Genomic DNA, 20304 nt, shown 5'->3' with positions numbered 1-20304 from the left:
GTAACCCGGCCCGGGGCATCCGTTCCACATCACACCCCTCTTCCAAGGAGACATCCATGTCCACACCCAGATTCCGATTGGGCGCGCTCGTGCTCAGCGGACTCCTGGCGGTGACCTCGCTCTCGTTGAGCGCCGGCGCCGCGTATGCCCACGACGGCGAGGATCACGGCGACGAGATCACCGCCACCACCTGGGCCAACTACGAGAAGGTCACGCTGACGAAGGACGTCGGCGAGCCGATCGACATGGCCGTGCTGCCCGACTCGCGCGTGCTGCACACGACGCGCGGCGGCCAGGTGCGACTCACCGACCCCGCCCAGGGCACGACGACGGTGGTCAACACCATCGACGTCTACGCCAACTCGGAGGACGGCCTCCAGACGATCACCCTCGACCCCGACTTCGAGGAGAACGGCTGGGTCTACCTCTACTACGCGCCCCGCACCATGACGGCGCCGTACCCGACGACGACGCCGACCGGCTCGGCGCCGAACAGCCTCCCGGCCGGCGCCGACGCGAGCTACTGGAACCAGTGGAAGGGCTACAACCAGCTCAGCCGCTTCAAGTGGAACTCCGCGACGAGCTCGCTCGACCTGTCGACGGAGCAGGCGATCATCAAGGTCGAGGTGCAGCGCGGCCAGTGCTGCCACGTCGCCGGCGACGTCGCCTTCGACAACGACGGCAACGTGCTCCTCGCGACGGGTGACAACACCCCCGCGAGCGCGCCTGGCGCGAGCGGCTACGCCCCGATGAACGACCGTCCCGGGTTCAACCCCGGGTTCGACGCGCGTCGTGGCGCCGGCAACTCGAACGACCTTCGCGGCAAGATCCTCCGGATCGACGTGCAGGACGACGGCTCGTACACGATCCCATCGGGCAACCTCTTCGCCCCCGGCACGGCCGGGGCACGCCCGGAGATCTTCGTGATGGGCGTTCGCAACCCGTTCCGGATCGACTACGACCCGGTGACGTCTGCGCTCACGTGGGGTGACTACGGCCCCGACGCGGGAACCGCGAACGACCTGCGCGGGCCGATGGGCTATGTCGAGTGGCAGTCCACGACCGTTCCGCTCAACGGCGGTTGGCCGTTCTGCCACGGTCCGAACGCGAACTACAGCAACTGGGACTACGAGACCCTCACCGTGCGCGGCTGGTACGACTGCGCCGGAACGCTCGTGAACCCGTCGCCCTACAACACCGGCCTGCAGCAGCTGCCGTCGGCCACCGCACCGCAGATCTGGTACGGCGACCAGCCCACGCACCAGCCGTGGACCGAGTTCGGCAGCGGCGGCCAGGCGCCCATGGGCGGCCCGACCTACCGCTACGACGAGGAGAACACCTCGGCGACGAAGTTCCCGGAGTACTGGGACGGCAAGGCCTTCATGGCCGAGTTCTCGCGCGACCGCATCTTCGTGTTCTCGCAGGACGACCCCGACGGCGAGGTCACGAGGATCCAGGACTTCCTGCCGAACTCGGCCCTCACGGCCGCCGGCATGCCGGTCTGGGACAACGTGATCGACTTCGAGTTCGGTCCCGACGGCTCGCTCTACGTGCTCGACTACGGCGACGGCTTCTTCCGGCCGAACCCCGACGCGGGCCTGTACCGGGTCGACTACGTGGTGGGCACGAAGGGCCCCCGCGCCGACCTCACCGCGTCGGTCACGTCGGGCCACGGCCCGCTCGAGGTCGACTTCTCGGCCGCGGGCAGCACCCACCCCGACGACCTCGCGCTGAGCTTCGCCTGGGACCTCGAGGGCACCGGCACGTTCACCGACGGTCCCGCTGAGATCAGCCACACCTACACCGAGGACGGTCAGTACACGGCCCGCGTGCGGGTGACCGACAGCGGCGGACGCGTGAGCCTGACCTCGGTCGTGATCACGGTGGGCAACACCGCCCCGATCGTGGAGATCATCACCCCCGAGAACGGCTCGTTCACCGACTGGGGCGACAAGGTCGCCTTCGAGGTGAAGGTCACCGACCCCGAGGAGACGATCGACTGCAGCCGGGTGCTGTGGAGCTACGGCCTCGGGCACGACAACACGCACGCCCACCCGCTCTTCACGGGCAGCGGATGCACCGCCACCATCGAGACGCAGTCCGAGGCGGGGCACGGTGAGACCGAGAACATCTACGGTGTGATCGGCGCCTCGTACACCGACAGCGGCACCGCGACCGCACCGGCCCTCCTGGGCGATGCGGTGACCCTGCTCAACCCGCGTGAGCTGCAGGCGGAGCACGCCGACGCCACGAGCGGCGGCACGCAGATCGTCGACGACACGACCGCGCACGGCGTGCGCAAGGTCACCTCGTTCGACGAGGGCGACTGGCTGGCGTACGACCCGGTGAACCTCGTCGGGATCACGGGCGTCGAGGCACGCGCGATCGGCACCGGCACGCTCTCCCTGCGCTGGGGTGCCGCCGACGCCGAGCCGTTCCTGACGATCGACGTCGCGAACACGAGCGGCGCCTGGACGGAGACCTCGTCGCCGCTGGTGGAGGTCCCCGAGGGCACCGACCGCGTGTACGTGACGAGCACCGGCGGAGTCGAGCTCGACCAGCTGGCGTTCACCACGTCGACGAGCGACATCCGTGCCCTGCTCGACGCCCTCGAGGCCGACCACCGCATCACCCGTGGTGCTGAGGCGTCGTTCGGCGACACGCTGGTGGAGATCGACGCGGCGCTGGCCGCGGAGGACACCACCACCGCGCTGAGCAAGCTCGACTTCATCGTCGAGCAGGTCCCGAACCGGATCCGCACCGACGCTGACGCGGCGGCGCTCGTCATCCGTGCGGCCGAGGCGGTGATCGCCGACATCCAGCAGCGCCTGTAGGCGCCACGACCCGGGAGCCCCGGTCTGCCCATGCGGCGGGCCGGGGCTCTCGCATGTGCGCGGACACTCGTGGCGCCTGGAGCACGGCTGGCGACGGTGCGCGGGCACGGGGCAGGGGGCGCAGGCGGGGGGCGCAGGGCAGGGGCGCAGGGGCACGGGGCGCACGGCAGGGGGCGGAAGGCGTCGTAGCGCGTCGCGAAGTGGCGAAGTGGCGAAGTCGCGAAGTGGCGAAGTCGCGAAGTGGCGAAGTCGCGAAGTGGCGAAGTCGCGAAGTGGCGAAGTCGCGAAGTCGCGAAGTGGCGAAGTCGCGAAGTGGCGAAGTGGCGAAGTAGAGGCGTGGCTCACTGTCGCAGTGCCGCAGTCTCGAAGTAGCGGTGTCGAAGTACCGCTCTGACGCACGAGCGCCGTGACGCAGGAGGCGGCAGGTCGCGGAGCCCGGCGCACATGGCGCAGGACCGTGAGGAGGGGGCCGGCGCGGCGGCGCCCGACGAACGCGGCCGAGTGCCGTGGCCTGGCTCGCGCGGGTGCGCAGGGCGCGGGTGCGCGCTGGAGCCGGGGCGGGGGGCGGGTGCGCGCTGGAGCCGGGGCGGGGCAGTGGCAGGAGGCGCTGGCAGGGGGCAGGGGCAGCCGGCAGGGGCAGGGCACGCGGCGCCCCCGGCGCGATCGAGTCGGGGAAGCTTCCGGGCGGCCGGGCCCTGACGCGGTTCCGCTGTGCCCCTCCCGGGGGCGTCGAGGACCGGGCCGGAGCGATGCCGCCATGCGGAATGCGGCGGCCGGAAACGGCGCGTTCCGGGTCGCACCCGTAACGCGCGACCCGGAACGCTGCGCCACCCCTCTTCCGAAAAGGCAGGCGCCTCAGGCTAACACCGCAACCTCCGCGCGCCCCGGCCTGCTGCGGTGAATGCCCCGTGGACTGGGGGCCCGGGGCACACGACTGCGCCCCGACGACCAGGGATCGTCGGGGCGCAGTGATGCGGCGGGTCGGCTAACTCGAGCGACCCGGACGTGCAGCGAAGCGCTGCTGCAGCAGCACCGCGATCACGATGATCACGCCCTTCACGATGTTCTGCACCGAGGTGGACAGGTTGTTCTGCGTGAAGACGTTCGTGAGCGTCGCGAAGATGAGCACGCCGAGCACCGTGCCGACGATCGTGCCGCGACCGCCCACGAGGAGCGTGCCGCCCACGACGACGGCCGCGATGGCGTCGAGCTCGTAGAGCTGACCGTGAGTCGAGGTGCCCGCGGTCGTGCGGCCGAGCATCATGACGGCGGCGATGCCGGCCGCCAGGCCGGCGAGCACGTAGAGCGACACCAGGTGACGCTTCACGCGGATGCCCGCGAGTCGCGTGGCCTCGAAGTTGCCGCCGATCGCGATCGTCCGCCGGCCGAACGTGGTGCGGCCGAGCAGGAACCAGCCGCCGACCGCGGCGAGCACGAAGATCCAGATCAGCCACGGGATGCCGAGGAAGTCGCCGCGGAAGAAGTCGAGGAAGCCGGTGACGGTGACGATCTGCGTCTGCCGGTTGGAGAGCAGCTCGGCGAGGCCTCGCGCGGCGACGAGCATGGCCAGGGTGGCCATGAACGGCACGACGTTGCCATAGGCGATCACCAGGCCGTTGATGAGCCCGGCCAACCCGCCCACCGCGACGGCGACGGCGACCATGAGCAGCCAGCTCGACTGGGTGGCGCCGGCCTGGATCCACGACAACGAGGCGACCACGCTGGCAAGTCCCATGACGGACCCGACCGAGAGGTCGATGCCGCCCGCGGTGATCACGAAGGTCATGCCGATGCTGATGACGCCGATGATCGAGGCGAGGCGGATGATCGTCAGCATGTTGTCGACGTTCATGAAGGTCTGGCCCGCCGTGATCCAGCCGACCGCCACGAGGAGGATCAACGCGATGATGAGGCCGAGGTTGCGTCCGGCGGCACCACTCAGCAGGCGCTGTGCGATGCCTCCCTTCGGCTTCTCGCTGGGTTCGATGACCGTGGTCGGAGGTGCGGGTGCGGGGGATTGCTCGCTCACGCGGCTGTTCCTTTCATGACGAGGTCGAGCACGCCGTGCTCATCGATCTCGGTGGCGGGTGTGGTGTGGAGGATGTGGCCGTCGCCGATGACGAGCACCCGGTCGGCGAGACCGAGCACCTCCTCGATCTCGCTCGACACGACGACGATCGCCGTGCCGGCGTCGGCGAGGCGACGGATGAGGGCGTAGATCTCGGCGCGGGCGCCGACGTCGACGCCACGCGTCGGCTCGTCGAGCAGGAGCACGGATGTTCCGTGCAGGAGCCAGCGAGCGAGCATGATCTTCTGCTGGTTGCCGCCGGAGAGCGTGCCGGTGATCCGATCGGGGTCGGCCGGTCGGAGTTCGAGGGCGTCGATCTGCTCGCGTGTCACGGCCCGCTCCCGGCGCTCGTTCAGCACTCCCCCCCGCGCGAATCGAGCGAAGGAGGAGAGCGTCACGTTCTTGAAGATGGGCTCCTCGAGCAGGAGGCCCTGGCTCTTGCGCTCCTCGGGCGACAGGCCGACGCTGGCGACGACCGCCGAGTTCACGGAGCCCGGTTGGAGGCGCTTGCCGCTGACCGAGACGTTGCCCGTGGTCGGTCGACGAGCGCCGTAGATGGTCTCGAGGATCTCGGAGCGCCCGGAGCCGACGAGGCCCGCGAGGCCGACCACCTCGCCGGCGCGCACGCCGAAGGTCACGTCGGTGAACGTGCCGCGCAGCCCGAGGCCCTGAACGTCGAGGACGAGGGGCGCATCGCCCGGGAGGTCGCGGCGCGGCGGGAACACGAACTCGACGTTGCGCCCGGTCATGAGCCGGATGAGCTCGGGCGTCGGGGTGTCGGCAACGAGGAGGCCGCTGGCCATGCTCGCGCCGTCCTTGATCACCGTGATGCGATCGCCGATCTGGCGGATCTCCTCGAGCCGGTGGGAGATGTAGATGATCGCGATGCCCTGCTCGGTGAGCTCGTGGACCACCCGGAACAGGTTCTTCACCTCTTCGGCATCGAGCACGGCACTCGGCTCGTCCATGATGATGAGCTTCGCGTCGTGCGAGAGCGCGCGCGCCATGCTCACGATCTGCTTGTGGGCGGCCGAGAGGGTGCCGACCTCGCGGTGCGGCGACAGGTCGCCGTGGCCGAGCCGGTTGAGCAGTTCCCGGGTGGTCTTCGCGGCCGAGGCGCGGTGGAGCACGCCGCCGGTGGCGAGTTCGTGTCCGAGGAAGATGTTCTCGGCGATGGTCAGTCCGTCGACGACGTCGAGCTCCTGGTACATCGTCGCGACGCCCATGTCGATGGCGGCCACGGGGTTCGGGATCTCGCGGCGCTCGCCCTGCCAGATGATCTCTCCGCCGTCGGGCTGATGCGCCCCCGCGAGGACCTTGATCAGCGTGGACTTGCCGGCACCGTTCTGCCCGAGCACGCAGTGCACCTCGCCCGCGACGACGTCGAGGTCGACGCCACGAAGGGCGTGAACGCCTGCGAACGACTTCGTGATCCCCCGCATCGAGAGTAATGACGTCGCATTATCACCTTTGATCATGCGATGAACATAACAGATCAGGGGCGGGCACTGCCAGCCTCAGTGCGGTGAATGGTATGGCGATCGGGTGTCCGCCGCAATGAGGACGTCGAGGAGGCCGCAAATTTATTTATGACGATCGACAAACTTAAGTTGCCAACTCGAGCGCCACTTATGCTACGGTGACGATGTCAGCGTGGACGACGCGGCTGAGCTTCCCTCCGGGGCAGTCGTGCCAGTCGAAGTCCTCGATGGCACGTCTGCGAATCACTCACATTTGGAGGACACATGCGCACAGCGCGCACCCGACGGCGCATGTTCGCCGCTGCCGGCGCCATCGCCATCGCCGGTCTCGTGACCGGCTGCACCGCCGGCGCTGAGACCGAGAACACCGGCCCCACGAACAACGCCAACAACACCGAGAGCGGAGAGACGGTCACGATCGGCTTCTCCGGCCCTGCCGCCGACCACGGCTGGCTCGGCGCCATCAACTCGGCGGCCATCGCCGAGGCCGAGAAGTACGACGACGTCGAACTCGTCGTCGCCGAGGGCACGAACGACGCGAACCTGCAGATCAGCCAGGTCGAGACCTTCATCAACGACGGGGTCGACGCGATCGTGCTGCTCCCCACCGATGGTGCGGCACTCACCGAGGTCGCCATCAAGGCGATGGAGGCCGGTATCCCGGTCATCAACGTCGACCGCGAGTTCTCGAGCACGTTCGCCGCACGCGCCACCGTCCTCGGTGACAACTACGGCATGGGCGTCAGCGCCGGAACGTACATCTGCGAGAAGCTGGGCGACAACCCCGACGCCGTGGTCGCCGAGATCGCCGGCATCGACTCGCTCCCGCTCACGCAGGACCGTTCGCGGGGCTTCGAGGACGCGCTCGAGGACTGCGGTCTCGAGGTGAGCAACCGCGTCGCCGCCGACTTCACCGTCCAGGGTGGGGAGGCCGCGGCCTCGCAGCTGCTCGCAGCCGCGCCGCAGATCGACGCGATCTGGAACCACGACGACGACCAGGGCGTCGGCGTCCTCGCGGCGATCGACGCCGCGGGACGCGACGAGTTCTTCATGGTCGGTGGCGCTGGCTCGAAGAACGCGATGGAGGCCATCAAGTCCGGTGACAGCGTGCTCGAGGCGACGGTCATCTACCCGTCGACCCAGGGCGCGGACGGCATCGCGCTCGCTCGCCTCGTCGCCCAGGGCAAGGCGCTCGGCGACCTCGTCGAGCAGGACGTGCCCTCGCGCATCGTGCTCTACGCGCCCGTCGTGACGGCGGAGAACGTCGACGAGTACCTGCCGACCGCCTTCACCTCCTAGCGCGACGGGTGCCGGGCCGCGGTCCGGCACCCCGCACAACCCTCGCGGACGCCCGCGTCGCCACTCGCGACGCGGGCGTCCGCCCCGACCGGCCCGTCGTGGCCGATGAGAGAGAGAACGATGACCTCGATGCGGGTAGCCATGATCGGCTACGGATTCATGGGTGCCGCGCACTCGCAGGGCTGGCGCGTCGCGCCGAGATTCTTCGATCTTCCCGCGGCGCCGGAGATGGGCCTGCTGGTCGGCCGCAATGGCGGGCGCGTGGCAGCCGCCGCCGAGAAGTGGGGCTGGGCGGAGACCTCCACCGACTGGCGGCAGGCGATCGCCCGCGACGACATCGACGTCATCGACATCGTGACCCCCGGCGACTCGCATGCCGAGATCGCGGTGGCGGCACTGGAGGCCGGTAAGCACGTGCTCTGCGAGAAGCCGCTCGCGAACTCCGTCGCCGAGGCCGAGGTGATGGCGGCCGCCGCCGCGCGCGCCGCCGAGCACGGCGTCTTCGCGATGGTCGGATTCACCTACCGACGCGTTCCGGCGGTCACGTACGCACGACAGCTCGTGGCGAGCGGCGCCATCGGCGACGTGCGCAACGTGCGCGCCGAGTACCTGCAGGACTGGCTCGTCGACGAGACGGCTCCGCTCGCGTGGCGACTGCAGAAGGAGCACGCGGGGTCGGGCGCTCTGGGCGACATCGGAGCCCACGCCATCGACCTCGCCCAGTTCATCACCGGCCAGCGCCTGACGAGCGTCGCCGGCACCATCGACACCGTCGTCGCGGAGCGCCCCCTGCTCGCCGAGGGCAGCGGCCTCTCGGGCACCGCGGGCACCGGTCGCGGCGCCGTCACCGTCGACGACGTCGCCCTCTTCAGCGGGCGGTTCGAGCAGGGCGCCCTGGGCGCGTTCGTCGCGTCGCGAATGAGCACCGGTCGCAAGAACGCCCTTCGCATCGAGGTGTCGGGTTCGCGCGGCGCCATCGCCTTCGACCTCGAGGACATGAACGCACTGTCCTACTACGACGACACCGCACCCGCCGACCGGCGTGGATTCACCAAGATCCTCGTGACCGAGCCCGAGCATCCGTACGTCGCCGCGTGGTGGCCGGCCGGGCATATGCTCGGCTACGAGCACGGGTTCGCACACCAGGCGAAGGACTTCGTCGAGGCGATCGCGGCCGGCACCCAGCCGACCCCCTCCTTCGCCGACGGCCTCCAGGTGCAGCGGGTCCTGGGCTCCGTCGAGCGGAGCTCCGAGGCGGCCGGTGTCTGGACCGCAATCGACTGAACCTGTCAGGAACGCATCAAGGAGGATCCCGTGACCCGACCCATCACCCTGTTCACCGGCCAGTGGGCCGACCTTCCCCTCGAGGAGGTCGCACGGCTGGCCGCATCGTGGGGCTACGACGGCCTCGAGCTGGCGTGCTGGGGCGACCATCTCGACCCGTGGCGCTGGGACGACGACGACTACGTCGCCGACCGGCTCGCCCTGCTCGACCGCCACGGCCTCAAGGTCTGGGCGATCTCGAACCACCTCACCGGGCAGGCCGTCTGCGACGACCCCATCGACGCACGGCACCAGGGCATCCTCCGCGAACGCGTGTGGGGCGACGGCGACCCCGAGGGCGTGCGACAGCGTGCCGCGGAGGAGATGCAGAACACGGCTCGACTGGCCGCCCGCCTCGGCGTCGACACGGTCGTCGGCTTCACCGGGTCGGCGATCTGGAAGTACGTCGCCATGTTCCCGCCGGTCTCGCAGGAGGTCATCGACGCGGGCTACCAGGACTTCGCCGACCGCTGGAACCCGATCCTCGACGTCTTCGACGAGGTCGGTGTGCGGTTCGCCCACGAGGTCCACCCGTCGGAGATCGCGTACGACTACTGGACCACCGTCCGCACGCTCGAGGCCATCGGGCACCGCCCGGCGTTCGGCCTCAACTGGGACCCGAGCCACATGGTGTGGCAGGACCTCGACCCGGTCAGCTTCCTCTGGGACTTCCGCGACCGCATCTACCACGTGGACTGCAAGGACACGAAGAAGCGCATGGGCAACGGACGCAACGGCCGGCTCGGCTCGCACCTCGCCTGGGCCGACCCGCGCCGCGGCTGGGACTTCATCTCCACGGGCCACGGCGACGTGCCCTGGGAGGACGCCTTCCGCATGCTGAACACGATCGGCTACCAGGGACCGATCTCGATCGAGTGGGAGGACGCCGGCATGGATCGCCTGCTCGGCGCTCCCGAGGCAATCGAGTTCGTGCGCCGACTCGCTTTCGATGCACCCGAGGCCGCATTCGACGCCGCGTTCAGCACCAAGGCCGACTAGCGCCGAGCACGCTCGAACATATGACGGATGCCCCGGGGTCACCCCGGGGCATCCGTCATATCTACCGAGCGCATTGCGAAGCGCGATGGATCAGACCTTGGCTGTGGTCGGCGCCCCGATGACCATCTCCTCGATGTTCGCGGGCGAGAGGGCGTGGTGGATCGCGAGCATGCAGGCGCCGAGCACCGCGGCATCCGCACCGGCCTTCGACTGCGTGATCTGGAGGTGCTCGGTGGCCAGCGGCATCGACCGCGTGTAGACGATCTCGCGGACGCCGGCGATGAGGTGCTCGCCCGCCTGCGCCAGCGACCCGCCGATGACGATCACCGAGGGGTTGATGAGGCTCACGCAGGTGGTGAGGACCTCGCCGATGTCGCGGCCGGCCTGTCGGACGGCCTGGATCGCCGTGATGTTGCCGCCCTTGACGAGCTCGACGACGTCCTGGCTCGACTCGGGCGACATGCCGGTGTCGCGGAGGTCGCGGGCGAGCGCGGGACCCGAGGCGAGCGCCTCGAGGCATCCGCGATTGCCGCACTGGCAGGGCACGTCGGCGCCGCGCGCGACGTGCACGTGGCCGATGTCGCCCGCGGTGCCCTGCGCGCCGCGCTGGAGGATGCCACCCGAGATGACCCCGGATCCGATGCCGGTGGCGACCTTGACGAAGATGAGGTGGTCGACCTCGGGCCAGGAGAGCTCCCGCTCGCCGAGCGCCATGATGTTCACGTCGTTGTCGACGAGCACGGGGGCGTCGAAGCTGTCGTGGAACCAGCCGGGGACGTCGAAGCGATCCCAGCCGGGCATGATCGGCGGGTTGATCGGGCGGCCGGAGCTGTGCTGCACGGGACCCGGAAGCCCGATGCCGATCGCCAACAGGTCGCCGGGAGCGCGGCCGAGCTGGTCGAGCAGCTCGTGCGCTGCGGTGGAGACCCAGCTCAGCACCGCCTCGGGACCCTCCGCCACGCGGATGCGCTCGCTGCTCTCGGCCTGGATGCGGCCGGTGAGGTCGCTCACCGCGATCCGCACGTGCGAGGCGCCGACGTCGACCCCGAGCACCACCCTTCCGCTCGCGGCGATCGCGAACTGCGAGGACGGCCGGCCGCCGGTGGAGACCGCGTCGCCCACCGGACCCACGAGGCCCAGGTTCATCAACGCGTCGATGCGCAGCGCGACCGTCGAACGGGCGAGGCCCGTCATCGACGACAGCTCGGTTCGGGTGCGCGGGCGCCCGTCACGGAGGATCTGGAAGAGGTCGCTCGCCACGGACGAGCCGAGGGCGGTGACATGTCCGTCCTGCCCTTGGCGACTTATGTCGGTCATAGGTCCATTCTTCCACAATCTCCGATCAAAGTATCGGGAGCTCGGTCGCAAGGGCGCCCCCCTTTCGGTTGTCACGACGGCGCCTCGAGGATCCGCGCCGCGCGCAGTTCCTCCGCCTGCAACACGCTCCACGGACTGAGGATCGAGGGCATCGCGTCGACGACCCGCAGGAAGTCCGCCGGGTCGACCCAGCGCCACTCCATCACCTCGTCGGGGGCAGGCTCCGGATCGCTCGGCAGCTCCGCGAACCAGACGGGGCACACCTCGTTCTCGACGATGCCGTCGGGGGCGACGGCACGATACCGGAACTCCGGGAGCACCGGTCGGAGCGAGCTCGGCTCGACGCCCAGCTCGTCCTGAACCCGCCGGCGGATCGCCGACTCGACGTCCTCGCCGGGCCCCGGGTGACCGCAGCAGGTGTTCGTCCACACGCCGGGCCAGGCCCGCTTCGCGAGCGAACGCCGCGTGAGGAGCATCCGGCCGTCACGATCGAAGCCGTAGCAGGAGAAGGCGAGGTGCAGGGGCGTGTCGGGGCCGTGCACGTGCGCCTTGTCCATGGTGCCGACCGGGGTGCCGGCCGGATCGAGGAGCACGACCTGCTCCGTCGGGGCGGAGACGGTCGCCGAGGGGGTCATGGCGCACCCACGGGCGCACCCGCCGGCGCGCCGACTCGGGCCGCCTGCAGCACCAGGTCGCGGACGCGGGCGGCGGCCACCGTGTCTCCCGCACCGTCCCAGAACGGCAGCGACGCGTCGGAGCAGAGGAGGAGCGGGCTGTCCGCATCGGTCGAGGGCAGCCGGCCGTGCGTGCCGCGCACGCACGACGGATCGAGCGGGATGACGTTCATCGCGTACCGCAACCCGACCTTCTTGCGCAGCAGGCCGAGGCCGGCGCGGGCCTTCGCGAACCGATCGGCCGGGTCGAGGAAGAGCTCCGCCGGGTCGTAGCCGGGCTTGCGGTGGATGTCCACGCCCCGCGCGAACTCGGGCGCCCGGTCGTCGTCGAGCCAGTAGTAGTAGGTGAACCACGCCCCGGGCTCGGCGATCGCGACGAGCTCGCCCGAGCGCTCGTGGTCGAGCCCGAAGCGGGCCTGCGCCGACCGGTCGAGCACCTCGTCCACCCCGGGCAGGGCGGTCAGGAGGTCGCAGACGCGTTCGAGGTCGGCGGGGTCGGCGACGTACACGTGCGCGACCTGGTGGTCCGCCACCGCGAACGCCCGCGACGTCCACGGGTCGAGCTGCTCGCGACCCTGCTGCTCGTAGACCTCGAGGAGTCCCTCGGTGCGGAGGGCGCGGTTGACGTCGACGGGGCGGTCGGCGGTCTCGATCCCGTACTCCGCCACCGCGATGACCGTCGCGCCCGCCGCGCGCGCGTCGTCGAGCAGCGGGGCCAGCACGGCATCGAGCTCGGCGGCCGCGCGGTCGGCCTCGGCCGAGTCGGGGCCGAACCGCTGGAGGTCGTAGTCGAGATGCGGCAGGTACGCCATCACGAGGTCGGAGCGGTGCTCGCGCATGACCTTCCGGGTTGCTTCGACGATCCAGCGCGTCGAGGCGATCGACGCCGTGGGCCCCCAGTACTGGAAGAGCGGGAACTCTCCGAGGGCGCCCGTGAGCTCGTCGTGCAGGGCGGGCGGGCGCACGTAGGCGTCGGGCGACTTGCGCCCGTCGGCGTGGTAGATCGGCCGTGGCGTGACGGTGATGTCGGTGCTCGCGCCCATCGCGTACCACCAGCCGATGTTCGCGGCGGTGAAGCCGGGCCGCAGCCGTCGGGCCTGCTCCCACACCTTCTCGCCCTGCACGAGCGCGTTGTGCTGTCGCCAGAGATGCACCTCGCCCTGGTCGCGGAAGTACCAGCCGTTGCCGACGATGCCGTGCTGGGCCGGCGAGAGGCCGGTGAGCATGGTCGACTGCACGCTGCACGTGACCGCGGGCAGCACGGTGCCGAGGCGGACCTGGGCACCGGATGCCGCGAGGCCGCTGAGGCGGGGCATCTGCGCCAGGGCTCGCCTCGTCATGCCGACCACGTCGAGGAGGAGGACCGAGGTCATGCCGGCACCCCCGAGCGTGCGGGGGCCGCGGGGGCCGGATGCCGCGTGGCGGCGTCGAGGGCGCCGACGGCCGCGTCGGTCGCGTGGGCTGCGCCTTCGTCGGCGTCCAGCGCCGCGGCGGCCCAGCGCACCTCCCCGGCGATCCCGGCGACGAGGTCGTCGACGCCGCCGGGCAGCACGGTCCAGGTGTACGTCTCGACGTCGACGTGCGCCTCGTCGCCGTGCGGGATCCCGCGGATGGCGTCGAGCACGGTCACCAGCACGTCCGTCGTCGCCGTGAGTGGCGGCGTTGGCGCCAGGTGCAGCGGCACGTGGAAGTGGACGCGCCACGGGCCCTCGCCGGGCAGGGCGTCGAGCGCCTCCGCGAGGTCGTCGGCGGCGAGCACGACGCCGTCGGCCCGGAGCTCGCGAGTCTGGTGGAGGTAGCGCGGCTCGCCGAAGCTCGCGATCGCGGCACGGCTGACGGGATCGGACGGCCGCTCCACGTGGAGCGCGGCCGACGCCTGCACCTTCACGACCCGCAGTCCGGCATCGGCGATGCGTCGCATCGCGACCGCCGGATCGGCGAACGACACCGCGAGGTGGCAGGTGTCGAGGCAGACGCCGACGAACTCCGGATCGATCAGGCCCGACCGCGTGCGCGGGGCGAGCCAACCGACCACGTCGTCGACGGTGTCGAGCACGCAGCCCGGCTCGGGTTCGATGGCCAGCCGCACCGTGCGGCCGGTCGCCTCGCGGAGCGCGCGCAGCTCGCGCGAGACGAGCGCCAGGGCCTCGGTCGCCGCCCGATCGTCCGCCTCGGTCCACGGCTCGCGCCACGCGAGCGGGAGCGTCGAGATGCTGCCGGCGGCCCCCTCGGGAAGGAGGTCGGCGAGCACCCTGGCGCAGTCGAGGGTGTGGGCGACCCGGCGGGCGTCGGTCCAGTCGGGACGGTAGACGTCGAGCTTCACGACGTCGGCGTGGAACGCGCGGTAGGGGAAGGCGTTGATCGTCCGCAGGACGAGCCCGTTGACCTCCAGCCGCGCCTGCAGGCGACGCCGATCCTCGGAGCTCGAGGCGAGCCGTGCGGCGAGGTCGGCCGGGAGCCACAGCCCCACGCCGAGCCGGTCGAGGCCGGCCGCCCGGCGCACCGGGCCGGCGAAGGCGTCGAGCTGTTCGAGCACCCCGTCGAGGTCCTCGGCGGGATGCACGTTGGTGCAGTACGACAGCTCCATCAGGCCCTCGCTCCTCGCAGCACCGAGTTGCCCTCGAAGGTGGCCGGGGCGGGCGGCTCGGCCTCGCTGAAGCCCGGGACCGGGTCGAGGTGCAGGCGCCCGCTCTGCCCGTAGAAGGCCACGGGGTTCTGCCAGAGCACGACGTCGACGTCGTGCTCGGTGAATCCCGCGTCGAGCATCGCGCGACCGGTCTTCGCGGTCTTCAGCGGGTCGGACTGCCCCCAGTCGGCGGCGGAGTTCACCAGCATCCGCTCGGTGCCGTATTCGCGCAGGATGGCGACCATCCGGCGCTCGTCCATCTTGGTGTCGGGATAGATCGAGAAGCCCATCCAGCACCCGGAGTCCGCCACCTCGGCGACCGTCGTCTCGTTGAGGTGGTCGACCACCACCCACCCGGGCGAGATGCCCGACTCGCGCACGACGTCGAGCGTGCGGGACGTGCCGGACGCCTTGTCGCGGTGCGGCGTGTGCACCACCGCGGGAAGCCCGAAGTCCCGTGCGAACGTCAGCTGCGTGCCGAAGACCTCGTCCTCCTCCGGCGTCATGGAGTCGTACCCGAGCTCCCCCACCGCGACCACGCCGTCCTTGGCGAGGTAGCGCGGCAGCACGTCGAGCACCTCGCGGCAGCGCGGGTCGTTCGCCTCCTTGGGATTGAGGCCGATCGTGCAGTGGTGGCGGATGCCGTACTGGGCGGCACGGAACCGCTCCCATCCGATCAACGCGTCGAAGTAGTCGACGAAGCTGCCGACGTTCGTGCGCGGCTGGCCCAGCCAGAACGACGGCTCGACGACGGCCCGCACGCCGGCCTCGTACATCGCGACGTAGTCGTCGGTGGTGCGTGCGCTCATGTGGATGTGGGGGTCGAGGATTCGCATGTTCAGCCTCCCGGCGTCGTGGTGATGGTGGCGAGTCGCCGCATGTCGTCGGTCACCGGCCGGCCGGCGGCCCGTCGCTCCTCGACGAGGCCGACGGCCATGCGGGCGAGTTCGTCGTCCGCGCGGCGATCGAGTCCCGCGACGACGTCGAGCGGGATGCCCATGAAGAGGGCCTTGAGCACGCCGTGCCGCCAGGCGTGCTGGTCGAGGTGCTCTGCGGCGAACGACCCGAGGGCCGCCGCGACCAGGCGCGGGTCGTTCGTGCGCAGCGCGTCCGACACCAGCTCGAGGCCGGCCGCGACCACCTCCGGCGGCGTGCCGGTCGCGGCGTTGAGGCCGCACAGCACCCCGCGGCGCTCGGCGTCATCGCCGTGACGGTAGAGATCGCCGAGCTGCTCGGCCGAGTCCACCGGTGACAGCGCGCGCAGCAGGGCCCCCACGAGCTCGGCCCGCGCCCCGTCGTCGACGGTCCCGCGGCGCACGCCGAGCGGATCCCCTGCCGGATCGAGCGGCGCTCGCCCCACCGCGCGACCGGCCGCCGGGAACAGCACCACGATGCGCTGCGGTTCGGCGGCGACCTCGCGTGCGGCGTCGATGGTCCACTGGTTCGTCATGGTTCCCTCCAGGCGTCATGGATGGCCCGCATGCTCCGCGACGCCACGCCCGGGGCGTCGTGCGCGTGCCGCGGCAGCTCGACGGCCGCCACGCCGCGGTAGCCGAGTTCGTGAAGCGTCGCCAGTGCCGCGGCGAGGTCGAGCCGACCGTGGCCGAGCTCGAGGTGCTCATGCGCCTCGGGCGACATGTCGTCGACCTGCACGTTGACGAGCAGCGCGCCGGCCGCCCGCAGCGCGCCGACGACGCCCTCCGGTTCGACGACGACGCAGTGGCCGAGGTCGACCGTGATGCCGAGCGCGGCGGGCGAACCCAGCTCCTCGCGCAGGCGCAGCGCGTCGGCCACGGTCTCGACGAGCATTCCGGGCTCGGGCTCGAAGCCGAGCACCACACCGGATGCCTCCGCATACGCGACGATCTCGCGCATCCGGCCGACGAGGCGGCGGCGGGCCGCGTCGGGTGCGGAGTCGTCGGGGACGACCCCGGACCAGAGCGAGACGCAGTCCGCACGGAGGATCGCCGCGAGGTCGATCGCGCGACGCAGGAAGCGCATCCGCGGTTCCGCATGCTCGTCGACGAGCGTCGGCCGGTGCTTCACGTACGGGTCGAGCAGGTACCTCGTGCCGGTCTCGACGACGACGCGCCAGCCCAGCTCGTCGAGGCGCTCGCGCAGGCGCGCGGCGCGCTCGTCCGCGTCGGGCGCGAACGGATCGAGGTGCGGGTGCCCGAGGGTGAGCGCGAGCGCGCCGTAGCCGTTCGACTCCAGCACGCGGAGTGCCGTGTCGAGCGTGTGGTCGGTGAAGCCGTTCGTGCCGTAGCCGATGGCGAAGCCGGCTCCGGGAAGTGCCGACGGCGCCGTGATGGCGGTGCGGACCGCTGCACCCGTCATGTCACGTCCCCCGCCGTGCGCCGCGCCGAGAGCCGGCGGCGGACGAGGTCGACGGCACCGAGCGCGGCGGCGGGCAGGAGCGCGCCGGTGCGAGCCACGAGCGCCGCCTGGAGCGGGATCATCGCCCCGATCCCCGCACGCGTGGCCGTGCGGGCGTTCGCGGCCGACGGGTCGCCGAGGGTCGCCAGCTGGCTGGGCAGTGCCGACCCTGCATAGGCCGCGGCGCCCGTGATCGCTCCCGCGACCGCGCCCGGTCGGTCGCCCGCTCCGGCGATGGCGGCGATCGTCGTCGCACCGGTGGCCGCGATGCCCGCCAGGGCGACACCGGTCGAGCCGCCGTGCACCTCGCCACGCGACTGCGCCGTGACGGCCGCCGTGTGCAGTGCGACCGTCGCAGCGGCCGGCGCCGCGACTCGGGCACCTCCGGCCCCCATCATGACGTCGAGGCCCCGGCACGCCGCCATGCCGACGGGTCCGACGGCGGTGTCCTTGAACACGGTGTTGTACGCCACGATGGCGCCGGCGAGCGGCACCGCGACCGCGAACGCTCGTCGGCCACCGCCGGACGCGGCCAATCCGAGCCCGGCCGCGAGGCACGCGGTGGCGATGCCGAGCGCCCGACGAGGCGAGACGCGGCCCGAGGGAATCGGGCGCTCGGGACGCTCGACGGCGTCGAGTGCGCGATCCGCGTAGTCGTTGAGGGCCATGCCGCCGCTGTAGAGGAAGACGGATGCCACCGGCAGCAGCCACTGGCGACGGCCGAAGCGCCGACCCCCCGCATGCCCTCCGGCGATGGTGTCGCCGATCACCGTCAGCGCTGCGGGCGCTCGAACCAGTTCGAGGACGTCGGTGACGGCGCTCACCGCGCGGTCCCGGCGGACCGCGCCTCCGACGACAGCCTGGCCCCGACCTGCTGGGCCCACTCCCGCAGCTCGGTCGTCTGCTGTCCGAAGTCGTGCACGTCGCTCCCCCACGGGTCCTTGAAGAAGAAGCCGAGCTCGGGCACGACGCCGCGGGCGCCCGCGGCGTCCGCGAGTGCGAGCAGGCGCGCGATGTCGAGCACGAGGGGCGCGGCGAGCATGGAGTCGTACGCGCTCCAGATCGTCTGCATCGTGATGCGCGACCCGAGGAAGCCCTCGGCGTGGATGTGGTCCCAGGCCGTCTTGATGTCGCCGAGGTCGGGCACGTTGTCGATGTGCAGCGGGGCCACGACATGCTCCCCCACGAGGCTGCGGAGGCCGCGCGTCTTGGAGGCGAGCTTGCTCCGCACCGCTTCGGGGTCGGCGAGCGTCGCGCCGTCGCCGCCGCCGAGCAGGTTCGCCCCGGCCCACGACTGCACGTGCATCCCACGAGCACCGAACATGGGCGCGAGTGCCGTGCGGATGAGCGTCTCGCCCGTCTTGCCGTCCTGGCCGGCGAACGGGATGCCCCGGTGGACCGCCAGCGCTCGCAGCGCCGGGAGCGCGAGCCCGGCCGAGGGCGTGAAGCACGCGTATGCGCTCCCGGACTCGATGGCGGCGAGCGCCGCGACGGCGCTGGAGGGCAGCACCGCCTCCGTCGAGTCGGCGAGCGCCCGCGTGAGCAGGGTCGCGTCGTGGAACTCGGGCCGATCGTCGGGGATCGGCTCCGTCGAGGAGACGTCGATCACGACGACGCGATCGAGCCCGTTCGCGTCCCGGAACGCCACGATGTCGCCGGCGAGGCGCAGCACCGCCTCGGCCTGCGTTCCCGCGTGCGTCGAGGGGTCGTAGCCCGGCCGGATCTCGGCGTCGGCCTGCTCGAGGCCGGCGAGCGACGCGGTCACGTACCGCTGGGGAATCATGCCCGAGTCGGCGAGGGCCTGTGCGCGGTGCACGAGCGGCGTGGTGCTGATGTCGTGCCCGCCCAGGACGAGGTCGCCGAAGGCGGGCAGCGGCACGTCGTCGAAATCGAGGCCGGCCGTCGTGCACCCGGTCGGCGGCGCGAGCTCGGTCGCGAGGGCGTGCAATCCGACGGCGACGGCGGTGGCGACGGATCCGCGTGCGCCCACGAGCCACACGCCGACTCGGCCGTGGGGCCAGCCGGTCGCGGTCGCGTTCGCCGAGGTAGCGGTGTCGAGAATGGTCACGTCGTTCCTCCAGGGTGTTCCGGTCATCGGGTTCGGCTCCGCATCGATCCGGCGAGGGTCGCCAGGTAGGCGGCGAGCGGGGCCGGCAGGTCGTCGGCGAGGCGGATGCCGCGCGCGATGAGTTCGTCGATCGTCTTCGCGACCTCGTCGCGCGCGCCCGTGCGCAGCACGATGTCGCGGACGAGGTCGGCGTCGTCGTCGGTGGCCGTCGTCGTGCCCAGCACCGCGTCGAGCGTCGCCCGGTCGGCGCTGCCGGCACGCAGGTGGGCCAGGCGGATGTGCTCGGTGCGCTTGCCCTGCCGCACGTCGGACAGGACCGACTTGCCGGTCGCCGCCGCCGAGCCGAACAGGCCGAGGTCGTCGTCCGCGAGCTGGTAGGCCACGCCGAAGGCGATGCCTACCCGGTCGAGGCATCGGATCACGTCGACCGAGGTGACCCCGGCCGCGATGGCACCGAGGCGCAGCGGGAGCGACACGCTGTAGACGGCGGTCTTGAGCTCGGCGACGTGCAGCGGCATCGCGAGGTCGGGGCGGAGCAGCTCCGACCGCACGTCGAGCAGCTCGCCCGCGATCGTGCGCTCGACCGCGGTGGTCGCCTCGACCGCCAGCCGGTGCCGCACGGGCAGCGCCGCCGGCACGAGGAGCAACGCCAGGAGGGCGGCGTTCAACGCGAGATCTCCGGCGAGCAGGCCGGCGGCGATCGCCTGGCGTTCCGCCGCCTCCTCGGCGACGCCCGCCGCGCGGTCGCCGGCATGGTACCGGGCGATGAGGTTCGCCCGCCCGTGCCGCATCCGGTCGCCGTCGATGAGGTCGTCGTGCATGCAGAGGCCGAGGTGCAACAGCTGCTGCGCCCCGGCGACGTCCTCGAGCAGGGCGCGGTCGTCGCCGCCGAAGCCGAGGTACGCCGCGGCGACCAGTCGGGGACGCAGGTGCTTGCCGCCGTCGGATGCCTCGGCCTCGTCGAGGAGGCCGGCGAGCTCGGGCCCGGCGTCGGCGCACCGTGCGCGGACCCGATGCCACTGCGCCGCTGTCGTCGCCGGCGACGCGGCGGCGTAGGCCTCGACCTCGGCGGCGAGCCACCCGATGGCGACGTCGGGTGCCGGAAGCGCGTCGACGGCCGACGGAACCTGGTGCGCGGGCGCCGACGGCACGGTCATCGCCGGTGATGGCTTCATGCAGCTCCTCCGTCGACGATGACAGGCCCGCCCGACGCGGGCGGCGCCCGGGTCGCGTGCACGA

Annotated in this window: 16 protein-coding genes; 4 read left to right on the top strand and 12 right to left on the bottom strand. The window is 71.6% G+C overall.

The genetic code is table 11. The annotated features are described in order from the left end of the window. Window positions 1-56 precede the first annotated feature (56 nt). On the top strand, window positions 57-2834 hold the full coding sequence (locus EV187_RS18080) for a PQQ-dependent sugar dehydrogenase (protein WP_130354446.1): 2778 nt from the start codon (window positions 57-59) through the stop codon (window positions 2832-2834). A gap of 985 nt (window positions 2835-3819) precedes the next feature. Here EV187_RS18080 and EV187_RS18075 read toward each other — a convergent pair. Beyond that, window positions 3820-4863: an ABC transporter permease gene (locus tag EV187_RS18075; RefSeq protein ID WP_130354445.1), complete on the bottom strand. Its 1044-nt coding sequence runs from the start codon at window positions 4861-4863 to the stop codon at window positions 3820-3822. Beyond that, window positions 4860-6380, bottom strand: coding sequence for a sugar ABC transporter ATP-binding protein (locus EV187_RS18070; protein ID WP_207221892.1), 1521 nt, complete (start codon window positions 6378-6380; stop codon window positions 4860-4862). Before EV187_RS18070 ends, EV187_RS18075 begins: the two co-directional genes overlap by 4 nt. Before the next feature lie 267 nt (window positions 6381-6647). Here EV187_RS18070 and EV187_RS18065 point away from each other — a divergent pair, with 267 nt between their 5' ends. The 3 genes from EV187_RS18065 (at window position 6648) to EV187_RS18055 (ending at window position 10004) form a co-directional block, all read left to right on the top strand. Next, window positions 6648-7682, top strand: coding sequence for a substrate-binding domain-containing protein (locus tag EV187_RS18065; RefSeq protein ID WP_130354444.1), 1035 nt, complete (start codon window positions 6648-6650; stop codon window positions 7680-7682). 120 nt (window positions 7683-7802) lie between these two features. Further along, window positions 7803-8966 (top strand): Gfo/Idh/MocA family protein, encoded by a 1164-nt coding sequence (locus EV187_RS18060; RefSeq protein ID WP_207221891.1) that lies wholly within the window; start codon window positions 7803-7805, stop codon window positions 8964-8966. A gap of 30 nt (window positions 8967-8996) precedes the next feature. Beyond that, complete coding sequence (locus tag EV187_RS18055) at window positions 8997-10004, top strand: sugar phosphate isomerase/epimerase family protein (protein WP_130354443.1); 1008 nt, start codon at window positions 8997-8999, stop codon at window positions 10002-10004. A 90-nt stretch (window positions 10005-10094) separates the two neighbouring features. On the opposite strand, the gene EV187_RS18050 is transcribed toward EV187_RS18055, so the two are convergent. From EV187_RS18050 to EV187_RS18010, 10 genes are all read right to left on the bottom strand, one after another. Beyond that, window positions 10095-11321 carry an ROK family transcriptional regulator gene (locus tag EV187_RS18050; protein WP_130354442.1) on the bottom strand — a complete coding sequence of 409 codons (1227 nt, stop codon included), beginning with the start codon at window positions 11319-11321 and terminating at the stop codon, window positions 10095-10097. A gap of 71 nt (window positions 11322-11392) precedes the next feature. Next, window positions 11393-11956: an isopentenyl-diphosphate Delta-isomerase gene (idi, locus tag EV187_RS18045; RefSeq protein ID WP_130354441.1), complete on the bottom strand. Its 564-nt coding sequence runs from the start codon at window positions 11954-11956 to the stop codon at window positions 11393-11395. Then, entirely contained in the window at window positions 11953-13368 is a 1416-nt protein-coding gene (locus EV187_RS18040; RefSeq protein WP_130354440.1) for an alkaline phosphatase family protein, read from the bottom strand. Before EV187_RS18040 ends, idi begins: the two co-directional genes overlap by 4 nt. After that, the gene (eboE, locus tag EV187_RS18035; protein ID WP_130354439.1) at window positions 13365-14582 is read right to left on the bottom strand and encodes a metabolite traffic protein EboE; all 1218 of its coding nucleotides are present in this window, start codon (window positions 14580-14582) and stop codon (window positions 13365-13367) included. The genes EV187_RS18040 and eboE overlap by 4 nt, the downstream gene beginning before the upstream one ends. Continuing rightward, the gene (locus tag EV187_RS18030) at window positions 14582-15457 is read right to left on the bottom strand and encodes a TatD family hydrolase (protein ID WP_130354438.1); all 876 of its coding nucleotides are present in this window, start codon (window positions 15455-15457) and stop codon (window positions 14582-14584) included. The genes eboE and EV187_RS18030 overlap by 1 nt, the downstream gene beginning before the upstream one ends. Window positions 15458-15459: 2 nt before the next feature. After that, complete coding sequence (locus EV187_RS18635; RefSeq protein ID WP_207221890.1) at window positions 15460-16071, bottom strand: EboA domain-containing protein; 612 nt, start codon at window positions 16069-16071, stop codon at window positions 15460-15462. Beyond that, on the bottom strand, window positions 16068-16958 hold the full coding sequence (locus tag EV187_RS18630; protein ID WP_207221889.1) for a sugar phosphate isomerase/epimerase family protein: 891 nt from the start codon (window positions 16956-16958) through the stop codon (window positions 16068-16070). The genes EV187_RS18635 and EV187_RS18630 overlap by 4 nt, the downstream gene beginning before the upstream one ends. Next, complete coding sequence (locus EV187_RS18020; protein ID WP_130354437.1) at window positions 16955-17821, bottom strand: SCO3242 family prenyltransferase; 867 nt, start codon at window positions 17819-17821, stop codon at window positions 16955-16957. Before EV187_RS18020 ends, EV187_RS18630 begins: the two co-directional genes overlap by 4 nt. After that, window positions 17818-19065: an inositol-3-phosphate synthase gene (locus EV187_RS18015; RefSeq protein ID WP_242609697.1), complete on the bottom strand. Its 1248-nt coding sequence runs from the start codon at window positions 19063-19065 to the stop codon at window positions 17818-17820. Before EV187_RS18015 ends, EV187_RS18020 begins: the two co-directional genes overlap by 4 nt. A gap of 23 nt (window positions 19066-19088) precedes the next feature. Further along, the gene (locus EV187_RS18010) at window positions 19089-20240 is read right to left on the bottom strand and encodes a polyprenyl synthetase family protein (protein ID WP_130354435.1); all 1152 of its coding nucleotides are present in this window, start codon (window positions 20238-20240) and stop codon (window positions 19089-19091) included. Window positions 20241-20304 lie beyond the last annotated feature (64 nt).

The organism is Agromyces ramosus, assembly GCF_004216665.1.
Classification (GTDB): Bacteria; Actinomycetota; Actinomycetes; order Actinomycetales; family Microbacteriaceae; genus Agromyces; species Agromyces ramosus.
The sequence above is the reverse complement of the archived record's forward strand: the minus strand, read 5'-3'. Positions and strand labels throughout refer to the sequence as shown.